This is a genomic window from Gulosibacter chungangensis (genome assembly GCF_008831155.1).
Lineage (GTDB): Bacteria > Actinomycetota > Actinomycetes > Actinomycetales > Microbacteriaceae > Gulosibacter > Gulosibacter chungangensis.
In genome coordinates, this window is record NZ_WBKB01000016.1 from 1 (window position 1) to 12978 (window position 12978).

General features: G+C 59.8%; 10 protein-coding genes and 3 pseudogenes. 11 read left to right on the top strand and 2 right to left on the bottom strand.

Going from position 1 to position 12978, the window contains the following annotated elements; genetic code table 11:
- Positions 1–143: 143 nt before the first annotated feature.
- From F8O05_RS14630 to F8O05_RS14650, 5 genes and pseudogenes are all read left to right on the top strand, one after another.
- Positions 144–737: pseudogene (locus tag F8O05_RS14630) on the top strand (acyltransferase family protein); the annotation flags it as partial.
- An 82-nt stretch (positions 738–819) separates the two neighbouring features.
- Positions 820–2016 carry an O-antigen ligase family protein gene (locus F8O05_RS14635; RefSeq protein WP_192497218.1) on the top strand — a complete coding sequence of 399 codons (1197 nt, stop codon included), beginning with the start codon at positions 820–822 and terminating at the stop codon, positions 2014–2016.
- A 121-nt stretch (positions 2017–2137) separates the two neighbouring features.
- Positions 2138–2437, top strand: coding sequence for a transposase (locus F8O05_RS14640; protein WP_158053496.1), 300 nt, complete (start codon positions 2138–2140; stop codon positions 2435–2437).
- 211 nt (positions 2438–2648) lie between these two features.
- Positions 2649–3734, top strand: coding sequence for an IS110 family RNA-guided transposase (locus F8O05_RS14645; protein WP_225735945.1), 1086 nt, complete (start codon positions 2649–2651; stop codon positions 3732–3734).
- A gap of 29 nt (positions 3735–3763) precedes the next feature.
- Complete coding sequence (locus F8O05_RS14650) at positions 3764–4450, top strand: IS3 family transposase (RefSeq protein ID WP_158053497.1); 687 nt, start codon at positions 3764–3766, stop codon at positions 4448–4450.
- A 21-nt stretch (positions 4451–4471) separates the two neighbouring features.
- On the opposite strand, the gene F8O05_RS14655 is transcribed toward F8O05_RS14650, so the two are convergent.
- Positions 4472–5643 (bottom strand): IS3 family transposase gene (locus F8O05_RS14655; protein WP_158053505.1). Its coding sequence is split into 2 segments (ribosomal slippage): positions 4472–5367 and positions 5367–5643, totalling 1173 coding nucleotides; the frame shifts between segments, so codons are not numbered across the junction.
- Between the two features lie 2 nt (positions 5644–5645).
- Between F8O05_RS14655 and istA (F8O05_RS14660) the strand changes: the two genes are divergently transcribed.
- The 4 genes and pseudogenes from istA (F8O05_RS14660) to F8O05_RS15365 form a co-directional block, all read left to right on the top strand.
- Positions 5646–6986 (top strand): IS21 family transposase, encoded by a 1341-nt coding sequence (gene istA / locus F8O05_RS14660; protein ID WP_225735947.1) that lies wholly within the window; start codon positions 5646–5648, stop codon positions 6984–6986.
- Entirely contained in the window at positions 6986–7756 is a 771-nt protein-coding gene (locus tag F8O05_RS14665) for an ATP-binding protein (protein WP_158053499.1), read from the top strand. Before istA (F8O05_RS14660) ends, F8O05_RS14665 begins: the two co-directional genes overlap by 1 nt.
- 118 nt (positions 7757–7874) lie before the next feature.
- Positions 7875–8474, top strand: a pseudogene (locus F8O05_RS14670) (ATP-binding protein); the annotation flags it as partial.
- Between the two features lie 126 nt (positions 8475–8600).
- Positions 8601–8693, top strand: a pseudogene (locus F8O05_RS15365) (integrase core domain-containing protein); the annotation flags it as partial.
- A gap of 224 nt (positions 8694–8917) precedes the next feature.
- Here the strand turns inward: F8O05_RS15365 and F8O05_RS14680 are convergent.
- Positions 8918–10357, bottom strand: coding sequence for an integrase core domain-containing protein (locus tag F8O05_RS14680; RefSeq protein ID WP_158053502.1), 1440 nt, complete (start codon positions 10355–10357; stop codon positions 8918–8920).
- A 221-nt stretch (positions 10358–10578) separates the two neighbouring features.
- Here F8O05_RS14680 and istA (F8O05_RS14685) point away from each other — a divergent pair, with 221 nt between their 5' ends.
- A complete protein-coding gene (gene istA, locus F8O05_RS14685) occupies positions 10579–12222 on the top strand; it encodes an IS21 family transposase (protein WP_158053503.1) in 1644 nt (547 codons plus the stop codon).
- A complete protein-coding gene (locus F8O05_RS14690) occupies positions 12215–12886 on the top strand; it encodes an ATP-binding protein (RefSeq protein WP_158053504.1) in 672 nt (223 codons plus the stop codon). Before istA (F8O05_RS14685) ends, F8O05_RS14690 begins: the two co-directional genes overlap by 8 nt.
- Positions 12887–12978 lie beyond the last annotated feature (92 nt).

Consider the following 12978-nt stretch of genomic DNA (forward strand, 5'->3'; position numbering starts at 1 on the left):
CAACGGCAGGCTCGAGCACCTCCGCGGCTCGGCGCTCGGCTTCCGGAACCTCACCCACTACATCGCGCGCAGCCTGCTCGAAACCGGCGGGTTCAGACCGTCACTACACCCTCGTTCGTGAAGAGCCGACAAAGGCCCGATGGGCAATCATCTTCGCTGTGACCGCAACCATCTTCGTGTTAGACCCGATCCCATCTGACTGGTCACTGTATTCCATCAATGGCGCAATCCGACTCCTACCGTTCTTCCTACTCGGAATCGGTCTCTACAGATTCCAAAGCATCGCGCGGGGACCCCTCGCACCTTTTGCCCTTGTCCTAGCAGGGACAGGCCTCACTGCTATCAAAACCATCGTCCTCAACGAAGCCAACACTGTCGTGTCCCGTCTCCTCGCAGTGCTCCTCGCTACGTTCGTCTTGGCTGCACTTTTGCGATTCAAGAATTCCCTGACGTGGAAGCCGTTGGCTTGGCTCGGACAGTTCTCATACGGTGTGTATCTCTTGCACGTATTTGGGACGGCCGGGACACGGCTACTGCTCGACCGGCTCGGCATTGGCAATGACTTCATGCAGTTCTTCATCTCGCTCGCAGTTGGGATAGCGCTCCCAGTAGCATTCGAACTCCTGTTTTGCAGGAATCGATGGATAATGCTGCTGGTGTTAGGCCAGCGTGCAAAACCGAGGGAGAACTACAATTCGCTGCTACGGCGAACAACGACCTCGGCACATCGAGGTTGATAGGGTCTAACCCATGCGAAAAAAAGAGTCCTTCGGGGTCCCCGCAGGCGGGTTGGCTACACGCCGCGATGACATTCCTTTCATGGCCTTTGTGCTCTTCACTTCGTCCAACCCAACCATCGTTTCGCAGTCAACCCTGACCATTATTGTCCTCTTGTGGTTCGTCCTGAGAATGCTATCCAAGGGGCGCAGGTACGACTTCAGAATCGGCCTACCCCTAGCTCTCGCACTCTTCGCTACCACCTCCGTGCTTTGGGCATCGAATCAGACGGCGTCTGTGTCAGGTGCGTTCTCACTCATCCTCTACACGGTGTTAGCCGTCCATATTGTCGCGTCCATCGATATCGAACGTGCCGTCCTAGGTATCAGCACCGGTTTCAAATGCATCATCACTGCAAGCCTCGCGACCGCAGTTCTGTCCCCATCCGCGGCGTTCGTCAACGACGCGTACCAGGGCGGTGCATTCGAGGGCATCGCCACGCACCGCAACTTCATGGGGTATTTGCTTTGTCTAGCAGCCCTATTCTTCGCCTACCAAGCCGCGACCAGAACAACGTCCAGATTCCGTAGCGCACTTTGGTTCATCGTTAGCTTCGGTATGGTGCTGTGGACGCAATCTGTGACCTCCGCTGTCATGACTATTCTCTGGTCCGTGGTTCTGTGGCTGACACTGCGCATCCTGCGTGCACCGTCGAAGTGGCAAGGGATTAAAGTGTCATCGTTGATTCTCGCAGCGACGACAGCAGGCATCATCGCAATGCTTAACTTCACGGATATCGCTATGCAGCTCGGTCGTGACCCCACGCTCACGGGGCGCACCCGAATCTGGGACGCCGCGATCACATACGTCCAAAGCAATCCACTGATCGGGGAAGGCTGGGCATCGGTGTGGGGTCCGGACGATCCAGCTGGACAAGCCATCAGCAGCGCAATCGGCTTCAGAGCTTTCCACGCACACAACGGATACTTGAACACCGCATTACAGGTAGGCTGGATCGGGCTAGGAATCCTCCTACTTGCACTGATCGTCGCCATCGCTATGCTCCATCGCGGTGCGTTCAGCGACGGGTCGAAGCCCGCTGCGCTGGGATTGATAGTCTTGCTCGCCATCGCCAGTTTCGACATGGTCGAAACACGGTTGACTGGGAGCGCAGGGTGGCTGCTACTGGTCGTGTTCTATGCCTACGGGAGCCGAATGCAGCGCAACAGGCAAGAGCAGTTCCACCACAACTCGAATAAGGCGCGTACCTCACGCATCGCGATACGCCCCAGACCGTAGACTCATGGAAACGATCGAGTAGGTGAATTGTCAAGCCCCGGGATGGTCCTATAGATGTCAATACGTGGGATGTCCCGTGTTTGAGAGAGGGTAGGAACCACAGCGAAGGAGATTCCTACTCATGCCAGCGAAGTACTCGAAAGAGTTGAAATCCAGAGCCGTAGAGCTCGTGCTCCACGCCCAATCCGACCCTGAAACCGCGCATGGCGCGAACCAACGCATCGCGGAAGAACTCGGCCTGAACAGCGAAACCCTGCGAGCCTGGGTCGCGGCGCATAAACGATCTCAAGCCGCGAACACCCCTGCCGAACCCGTGGACCTCGCGGCCGAGAACCGACGGCTACGGGCAGAGCTAGCCGAGACCAAGCGCGCGAACGAGATCCTGAAAAAGGCATCGGCTTTCTTTGCGTCAATGTCGTGATCGATATGTTGATGGGGTTGGCTCATTTCTTTGCTGCCCTGCATCGCTGCAGTGGCTTTTCCGCGATGTGCCACCCCACCAACGCCCCGGTCATCAGACCTCGATGTGGCTTGATATGGAGCTTGCAGACACCGTTTCTGCTCAATTGAGGCGTGCTCATCGATAACTCCTGATGCCGGGCCCAGCCACACGAATAACCCAGGAGGTCACCGTGATCACAGTTGGTATCGATGCACACGAAGACAGCTACACCCTCGTCGCCGTCGACGACGTCGGCAAACGAATCGGATGTCTCACAGTCCAAGCCCGACAAACCGGTCACGAACGACTGCTCGACTGGCTAACCGAATACGGCACCGTCGAGATCGCCGTCGAAGACTGCCGCCACCTCACCCGTTCCCTGGAGGCCGCACTGCTCATCGCCGGGCACCGCGTCGTGCGCGTCCACACTCGACTCATGGCCGACGCACGCCGCTCCGCATGCGAACGCGGTAAATCAGACCCCATCGACGCCGAGGCAGTCGCCCGCGTCGCGCTGCGGGAAGAAGGACTCCCGACCGCCACGCTTGCCGGGCCTGAACGTGACCTGAAACTCTACTCGGACCACCGCAAACGTCTGGTCGAGCACCGAACCGCCCTGCAGTCAAAGCTTCGCTGGTTCCTCCACGAGCTCGTTCCAGACCTCGCAGTACCCTCTCGCGGCATCAAACGCGCAACCGTGTTCGCCCTCGTCAGCGACGCGATCAGCACCATTCCAGGCGCAGTCGCCGAAATTGCCAGAGACCTCCTCGACGACATCATCCAACTCACCAGCCGCATCAACTCCTTGGAAAAGCAACTCGCGGCAATCGTCAAGATCGAGTACCCGACATTGCTCACAATCCCTGGCCTAGGTACACTCGGCGCCGCAACCATCGTGGGCGAGACCGCCAACATCACTCGATTCACCAGTAACGACGCGTACGCCCGTTTCAACGGCACCGCGCCGAGCCCAGTCTGGTCCAGCAACCACGTCCGAGTGCGGCTTTCCCGCGGCGGGAACCGCACTATCAACGCCGCACTCCACATGGCCGCGGTCACCCAGCTCCGCCTCCACGGCGAAGGCGCCAACTACCTCGCCAAACAACTCGAGCGCGGCAAAACCAAGAAAGAAGCCCTCCGCCTACTTCGCCGACGACTCTCCGATCGAGTGTACAAAGCCATGCGCCAGGACCACGCCACCACATGTACGCCACGTGCCGCCGAACCAATACCGCTGCAGAATCAGCCCGACCACGATCTCGTGATCGCAGCTTGACATAGGAGCATCGCGGAGCTCGACCGCCCATCGAGGTAGTCGTCCAGTTCATCGACGATTACCGTGACGAGTATGGCGTCGAGCCAATCGTGCGCGCGTTACATGGCACGCCCGCACGCATTGCTGTCAGCTCGTATTACGCGTTCAAGAAACGACCCGATAGCGCACGGAAACAGCGCGACGCCAAATTGAAAGTGCTGCTGCTACGGGTGTGGGAAGAGAACTATTCCTGCTACGGAGTACGCAAGCTGTGGCGGGCCGTGAACCGGGAACCCGGGGCCGGGCACGTCGCGCGTTGCACGGTGGAACGCTTGATGCGCGAACTCGGGATTCACGGGGTTCGCGGCAAAGGGAAACGGCCAGCGACGAAGTCTGCCACTGCTGATGAGTGCCCTACTGACTTGGTCGATCGCGACTTTCAGACCGAAGCGCCGAACCAGCTGTGGGTCGCGGATATCACCTATATTCGGACCGTCGTCGGCTGGGTGTACGCCGCGTTTATTCTGGATACCTGCACGCGAGAGATCGTGGGCTGGCAAGTGACGAACCATCTGCGAGCGTCCCTCGCGAGCGACGCGTTGAACATGGCGCTAGCGTCCCGATTGCGTGCTGGAGAGTCCGTCGCAGGCCTCGTGCATCATTCGGACCGCGGCGTGCAGTATCGCACTGTTCGCTACGCAGAGGCTCTTGAGCAAAATGGAACGTGGGTCTGCTGAGGGTTTAGTTGAGTCGAGGGTTTATGCCGCCAGAGTGACGGCGTCTTTCATAATGGTCTCGAACTCAACCGGCGTCAATCGCCCCAAGCCCCGTTGTCGGCGTTTGCGGTGATAGATGCCCTCGATCCAGTGCACGATCGCCAGCCGCAACTCCCGTCGTGTCGCCCAAGGCTTACGGTCAAGCACGTTTTTCTGCAGCAGACTGAAAAACGATTCCATCGCCGCGTTATCCCCACACGCGCCCACTCGTCCCATCGACCCGATCAGGCCATGACGCTCGAGCGCGGCGAGGAATTTTCGGGACCGGAATTGACTGCCACGGTCGGAATGCACGATCACTCCGACCGGGTTGCCGCGGTGCGCGACCGCCATCTCGAGCGCTTCGACCGCAAGCCGTGCCTTCATCCGTGACGCGATCGAATACCCCACGATCTTGTTCCCGAACACGTCCTTGATCGCGCAGAGATACAGCTTGCCCTCACTGGTGTGATGCTCGGTGATATCGGTCAGCCACAACTGGTTCGGGCCATCCGCGGTGAACTGGCGCTGCACGAGGTCATCATGCATCGGCGGGCCAGCCTGCCGATACCGGCCCTTCCGCGTGACAATGACGGACTGGATCCCGGCCATGTTGCACAGTCGCCACACGCGCCGTTCGGACACGGTATAGCCCAGGTCAGCCAGATCGTCACTGAGCACCCGGTAGCCACCTTCAGGATCATCCTCGTGCAGGTCACGCAACACGTTGATCAGCTGCGCGTCCGAACGGTCGCCATCACTGACCGGGCGACGTAACCATTGGTAGTAGCCCTGTTCGCTGAACCCCAGCACCCGGCACGTCACCGCGACCGGCACCCGCACAGGGACATCGGCCGCGGCCAGTTCGTGGACGAGCGGGTACATCATTTTGGGGGCGTAATGTGTGCCTGCGACAAATAGGCGGCCGCGCGGCGCAGGACCTCGTTTTCCATTTCGAGTTCCCGGATCCGTTTCAACGCTGCCGTCATTTCTCGACGTTCGTCAGGATCCTTGGACGGTGTCATTCCGTGGGACTGGAACCGGCTATCTCGCACCCACACCATTAATGCGGATTTCGAGATACCGAGGTCTTTGCAGACCTGTCGTTGCGACATCCCTGACTCCACCAGTGCGACCGCGTCGCGCTTGAACTCGTCGGAAAAGATTCTTGGCACGATTGCCATCCTTCCAGCACAACCCCGAAAGATTATGCAGACTTGGACTCAACCAAACCAACAGCAGACCCAAATACGGGTACTCGCAATTCTGCGCCTTGTTCGCGACCTACGTGGACACTCATGACCTCGTCGCGACATTGCATCACGATCCCGGCAAAGTCATGTTCATCGATTGGGCCGGCGATACCCTCAGCCTGGTCGACGCGGCCAGCGGGGCCCTGACCACTGCCTACCTGTTCACTGCGGTGTTGCCGTTTTCCGGGGTAATATTCGTGTCCGCGAGTGTGTCGATGAAATCTCCCGCGTGGCTGGACGCGCATGTCAACGCGTTCGCCTATTTCGGGGGCGTCCCGCAACTGTTGATTCCGGATAATCCAACGACCTCGACTCACCGTCGGCAGCGACAGGATCCCGAACGCGTGATCAACGCCCGCTACCAGCAGCTCGCGGATCATTACGGCACCACGGTCGTGCCAGCCAGAGTCAAAAAGCCTCGTGACAAGGCCGCCGTGGAACGGGCCGTGAAAACGATCAACACTCGAGTGATCGGCTATCTCGATCAGGAGACGTTCCACACTCTGGCAGAGCTCAATGACGCGATCGCGCAACGACTCCAGGAAATCAACCATGACATGCTCCAAGCTGATGGCACCAGCCGATGGGAACGCTTCACCGGTGAAGAACAAGCACTGCTCTCGCCGTTGCCAGAGCACCCGTTCACGGACGTGGTCTGGAAATCTCCCAAAGTGGGGCGGAACTATCACGTGTCTATCGACACACAGAAATATTCGGTGCCGTTCAAATACGCGGGCCAACTTGTGCGGGCACGGCTGACCACCAGCCAGATCACGATCTTCGATCACAGTGACTCGATCATTGCCGAACATGCACGGCTCACCGGCCGCAAGGGCCAATACTCGACCGATCCCGCGCACGTGCCACCACAACATCGTGATCTTGACGGGCTGTGGACCAGAGTCTGGTTCCTGGACCGGGCAGAGCGCTTCGGGCCAGCCACCATCTGGGCCATCAGCCAGGTCCTTGACCGGCATGACATCGAAGCCCACGGCTACCTCGACTGCTACAACATTCTCGACGGGCTCGGGAAGAAAAACCGGGCCCTGCTCGAAGCCGCCAGCGAACGATTGCAACAACGCGATGGGCACGTCACCTACACGATGCTCAAACGCATCATGGCCAGCATCACCAGCGACCAACAGGCCCCGACCCCGCTACGCCCAGCCGCATCGACAAAGAAAAACGCGGCGACGGTGAAGGCGACCGACCCTGGCGTGTTCGTGCGCGATGCCTCCCACTACGCGACCGAAGGCGGCCTGTGATGACGTTCACCGATACCGATCTCGAGAAATTCCGGGCCCTGAAAGTCACCAGTGTTGCTCTCGCGTTCCAAGCCCTTGCCGCGGACGAAGCCAACGACAACCTCACCCCGGAACAGCTGTTCCTCACCGCAGTCGATGACGCTCTCGACAGCAGAAAGGCTGTGCGGGTGGAGAAACTCATTCGCAGCGCCCTGTTCCCGTTGCCTATGGCCTCGGTCGCGGAACTTGATTACCGCGAAGGTCGTGGGATCACCAAGAACCGGATCCGTCGCTACGCGGCGCAGGACTGGCGGAACGACCCGATGAACCTCGTGATCGTCTCTCCCACCGGTGGTGGCAAGACCTATCTCGCGTGCGCGTTGGGGATCGCGGCCTGTCAGAACGAGTACGTGGTGCGGTATTGGCGCATGGACGTTCTTGCCCGACGGCTCGTGATGGCACGCGCAGACGGTATCGCGCACCAGAAGCTCTTGAACGAGCTCTCCGAGGTAGAAGTCCTCATTATCGATGATTTCCTCACGGTCGGGATTGATTCCGACGCGGCATCGGACCTGTTCACCGTGTTCGCGAACAGGGAGCATCATCGACCCACGGTGATTGCTTCGCAAACCTCACCAGCGTATTGGCTGGAAGCGCTTCCTGATCGGGTTGCGGCGGACTCGATCGTGAACCGGATCGCGAATAACGCGAAACGGATCGATCTTGGCCAGGTCGATATGCGACAAGTCAGCACCGCGCAAAAGAAAGCCCAACCGGGCTACTGGGAATAAGCACGCGCAATAGCGAGCGTTCGTGACGTGGACAATACCGCGTCGCGAACGCTACCCGGTCGTCAGAATGCTGCGACCGTGTCGCTGGAACATCGCTACCGAGTAACCCTACGTTCCAGCGTTCACGCATCAGAAGGTTGATGGGCTGATTCGCCGGGCCGGGCTGCGCTACCCAAACGCTGATCTTCGCCGGCTGGATCTTGTGTGTGAGCGGGGTCTGGACCAGGAATTGATCGCGCAGTTATCTGGCTGCGGGTTCATCGAGCGCAAACAGAATGTGGTGTTCCAAGGATTCACCGGGTCGGGGAAGTCGTATCTGGGGTGCGCGCTAGCGAAACAAGCCTGCCAGCATCGGATTCGGGCGCACTACATTCGGATGCCCGATCTTGCCGAGGCCTGGGCGTTAGCGAAAGACAAATCCCACGGGACGACCACGTTCTTGAAGAAATATGCGGCGTTCACGCTCTTAGTGATCGATGAATGGCTGCTGGATCATCCGGATGAAGCGATGCGCAGCATGCTGCTAGAGCTCTTAGAGCGTCGATACGGGAATGGTTCCACAGTGTTCTGTACGCAATATGCGCAAAAGGACTGGCATCAACGGCTTGGGTCTGGTGTGCATGCTGACGCGATCATGGACCGGATTGTGCACAACACGATCTGGGTGGAGACGGGGAGCTACAACATGCGCGAACACACGGCCATGAACGAGCAATAATCCCGCTGTTGAGAGCCAGTGGCTCTGATCGACGCGATCTACTGGCTCTCAATGGGAATAAGGGTGGCTCCCAACCGCAATATTGGGTGGCTCCCAAACCTACGAATACTCACTAACCAACCAGCCACGCTCGCCCAAGTCCGCCAGCGCATCAAGAAGTTCCGTCAGCATTACAACTTCCGACGGCCACATCAATCACTCGACCAAGCCACACCAGCATCAGCCTGGACACTATTAGCGCATACCCCAGCGACCGAACCAATCCCGCTGGTCGACCTCGAGGCCAAAGCCGCGCAGTATTGTTTAGCAGTCGTATTCGGTAGCGCACGTGGGTCTATCCGGTGTGTAACCTCGCTACATCGTGGACACTGAATCTCACCAGTTCGTGGACGCCGAATCTCACGACTTCGTACACAACTACATAACCGGCCCACAGCGTTTCGCTAACCCCGGGTAAACACTGCTGGAGTTTCCGTTTCACGCTGAGCGAAGAGTGCTTGATGCTCTTCGAATTTTCGTAGCCAGTGCGCTGTGGGATACGCCAGAAACACGCCACGAATTGAGTGGGACAGGATGAACCGGCCATGGGCTCGTAACGCGGTCAACGGCAGTGGAAACGAGAACACCACCTCACCCGACCGAGGATCCGCGAGCACGAACTCGTCGTCGGTGATCGACCGATAGTAGTCACGCTCGCCATACGTGGTCGGCAACTTGATCTGCAGGCCTTGATAGTAGACCTGGTGGTTGTCTTTGGTGACGGTCACGATCGCCGCGTCCAGGGCCTGGGTCGACTGCGGCGTGCCTGGTTCCTCTGGCAGCTGGTTCCCGTCTTTGCCGACAGCCGCGTCCAACTGATACACCGTGCCGGGGTCAATCCTGCGCCGCTGGCGATACTGCGCGGCTTTGGCCTCGAGGTCGACCAGCGGGATTGGTTCGGTCGCTGGGGTATGCGCTAATAGTGTCCAGGCTGATGCGGGTGTGGCTTGGTCGAGTGATTGATGTGGCCGTCGGAAGTTGTAATGCTGACGGAACTTCTTGATGCGCTGGCGGACTTGGTCGAGCGTGGCTGGTTGGTTCGCGTCGAGGAACCGGATGAGCGTCTGATGCGAACGCTCATTCTTGCCCTGGGTGGTGGGCTTGCCTGGCAGCCCGGTGATGGGCATCGTCCCTTTCGACGCGAGGAACACCTCGACTGTGCCGATTCGGCCTTGCCGCAGCTGGTTGAACGCGGAGGAGTTGTCGGAGAGTAACTCTTGGGGTGCCCCATATTCGGTGATCGCTCGCTCCAGTACGCCCCTCGCGTCGGCGCTGTTCTCGTTCCGCAGGTAGGCGTCGGTGCCGACATCGAACCGGCTGGCATCGTCCAGGAGCTGGTAGATCGTGACCACGATTCCGGTGGTGAGCGTGTATTCGAACGCGTCGAGTTGCCATAAGGCCATTGCGGTCGCACGCACGAATGGTATGAATGACGATTTTGGGCGTTTCCGGGGTGAGGCGTCGACCTGTCCGACGCTGGCAAGCAGCCGGGCGATCGTTGCGACAGAGGGAACCCTGCCGCCGGGGAAGTTGTCGAGCAGGGCGGCTTCGTAATGAATCGACAGGGGCCCATAGTCCCAGCCGTCGGCTTTGAGCTGTTTACGGATCCGCACGAGTTCGTTGACGACGTCGGGCCCGTATCGGCGCGCGGGCTGTTTCGGGGCGCGTGATCGCGGGTGGAGGGCTGCGGTGGATTCGTGGCTGGCACGGGTCCTGATCTTGTAGAACACACTCCGAGAGATTTTCAGCGATGTACAGAACTCTGACACGGACAGCGCGTTGGGCTGGGTGGGGTCGTAGTTGATGATCATGGCCCGGATCCGGGGCGAAAGTGCGTTCGACATTCCCCGACGGTGCCAGAATCCGGCAGGCTGGAGTGTCCACGATGTCGTGAGAGATGCTGTCCACGATGTCATGAGATCGTGTGTCCACGAAGTGATGAGACAGGACAGTGGGTCGATCCGGTAGAGATCGTGGGTGTATCTGGTAGCGCTTGCCCTGTTCGCGGGTCAGGCTGGTTGTCGACCAGTGCCAACGAGGGTTCTGGTCGACAGGAGGAAACTTCATGACCGACTACCGGCTCATCATGACGTTGCTCGTACAGCAGCGTCCCTACCGACAAATCGAAGATCTTGCGTCGTGTTCACACCGCACGATCGCCCGCGCGAAGCGCGTACTCGACGAAGAGCACATCACCACCGAAGAACAGATCGCAGCCTTCTCCGCAGAGGACCTCGACCGCCTCTTCACCGATGGACGTAGGGCTATTACGAGCGAGTTCGTGCCGATCGATATCGACGCGGTGATCGCGGCTCGCGTCGGCAGGAAGAAACCACCATTAAAAGTGTTGTGGTCACAGTACGTGAAGACGCCAGCATCGGCTGGGGCACGGTTTTACGGCTACGACCGGTTCTGCGAAATCATCACTGAACATGCCCGGACCCATGATCTGACCGCGCCAATCGCGCACTTGCCAGGACATTCGATGCAGGTCGACTGGGCTGGCACCCCAATGCAGCTGACTGACCCGATCAGTCGGCAGCACACCCGCGTCTCGGTATTCGTCGCAACGCTGCCATATTCCGGAATGGTGTTCGCCTGGGGATCACTCGATGAGAAACAGGCCGCGTGGCTCGACGCGCATCGTCGGGCACTGGAATTCTTCGGTGGTGTGCCGATGGTCATCATCCCGGATAACGCGTCCACCGCCTCGAACCAGCTCAGCCACAGCGAACGAGTCCGGGACGTCAACCCCGTCTACGCAGAATTCCTCGAACACTACGGCACCGCTGCCGTCCCCACCAGAACGTACCGGCCGCGCGATAAAGGCCATGTCGAAGCAGGCGTGAAAGTCGTCACGAACTGGGTCATCCACTTCCTCGCCGACCGCGTATTCACCTCCCTCGATGACCTCAACACGGCCATCACCGAGCAAATCGACGTCATCAATCACCGCACCCCGTTCCGCGGCGAATCTCGCTCCCGCTGGGACTGGTTCATCGAGCAAGAACGCGCCGAACTCAGCGCCCTGCCCACGCAGCGTTGGGAACCCGTCGTCTGGCGCAAAGCGCGCGTCCACCGCGACTGGCACATCCAGATCGACACCATCAAATACTCCGTCCCCTACACCTATGCCGGACGCGACGTCGAGATTCGCATGATCGGCAGTCACCTCGATGTGCTCGCCGACGGACAGGTCATCGCCTCGCACCAGGTTGGGACCACAAGAAACGCGTATGTCACCGACCCCGCACATGCCCCGGCGTTCACGGCAGACTCGGAAGGACTGTGGACGCGCGGCTACTTCATGCGGCACGCTGCGAAGATCGGACCCGCGACCGTGACCGCGCTCGAACGACTGCTGGACGCGCGACGCATCGAAGCGCAAGGCTTCCGCGCCTGCATGAACATCCTCGACCTCGGCAAACGCGGCAACCGGCTGCTGCTGGAACGCGCCTGCCAAGCATTGATCGATTCGGATCCGCCCCGATCGGTGTCGTATACGGCCGTGAAACACCAGCTCGCGCTCGTCCGCACGGAACTCGATGCCCGTCCCCGCACCACGACTGCCGCCGATACCAGGCCACCGGTTGTCGGCAGTGAGGGATTCGGGCTTCGTGATACCAGTGGCGCGCACCTCGCGGGCGCGGCCGCGTTCCGCCTCGACGCGCTCACCCGCGCCCCGAAGGACGGCGGCAAGGATGAATAACCGCCACCTCACCATCGATGACATGCCCATGTTCACCGCATTGCGAATGACAGCGTTCGGGGAAGCAGTCATCGAAATCGCCAACGATGCGGCGTTTGATGACTGGACCTTCTCCGACAAGATCCGGCACGCGTTAGCGAAAGAGACCACCGCAAGGCGTGACCGACGCCTCGCGAAACTCCTGACGTTCTCGCGCACCCCGAACCCAGCCGCGTGCGTCGAGGACGTCCACTACCTGCCCGGCCGGTCGCTGAACCCGGATGTGATCTCACGGCTCGCGGCGTGCCGTTGGCTGGAGAACGGGACGAACATCGTCATCCTCGGCACTTCCAGTGTCGGCAAGTCATTCCTCGCGCAGGCGCTGGTGAATGCCGCCTGCAGGTTGGACTACACCGCGCTCTACTACCGGCTGGATGACCTCGCGAACGAACTCGCTATCCTGCAGCCCAGAGATCCGGAACGAAAACCATTCCTCGATAGTCTGCGCGCGGCAGACCTGCTGGTATTGGACGACTTCCTCACCACACCGATCGCGAGTAACACGGCAGCGGATCTGCTCAACATCCTCGCCTCCCGCGAAGGCCATGGATCAACAGTCGTGACTTCGCAGTTCGATCCGGAAGATTGGTGGCTCTTCACGAACGAGGGTGTAGTGACGGTCTGAACCCGCCGGTTTCGAGCAGGCTGCGCGCGATGTAGTGGGTGAGGTTCCGGAAGCCGAGCGCCGAGCCGCGGAGGTGCTCGAGCCTGCCGTTG

Bases quoted from the DNA above. Each gene is read 5' to 3' on its own strand.
- F8O05_RS14635 (WP_192497218.1), top strand. From the start codon at position 820: ATGGCCTTTGTGCTCTTCACTTCGTCCAACCCAACCATCGTTTCGCAG.
- F8O05_RS14640 (WP_158053496.1), top strand. From the start codon at position 2,138: ATGCCAGCGAAGTACTCGAAAGAGTTGAAATCCAGAGCCGTAGAGCTC.
- F8O05_RS14665 (WP_158053499.1), top strand. From the start codon at position 6,986: ATGACGTTCACCGATACCGATCTCGAGAAATTCCGGGCCCTGAAAGTC.
- F8O05_RS14680 (WP_158053502.1), bottom strand. From the start codon at position 10,357: ATGTCGAACGCACTTTCGCCCCGGATCCGGGCCATGATCATCAACTAC.
- istA (WP_158053503.1), top strand. From the start codon at position 10,579: ATGACCGACTACCGGCTCATCATGACGTTGCTCGTACAGCAGCGTCCC.
- F8O05_RS14690 (WP_158053504.1), top strand. From the start codon at position 12,215: ATGAATAACCGCCACCTCACCATCGATGACATGCCCATGTTCACCGCA.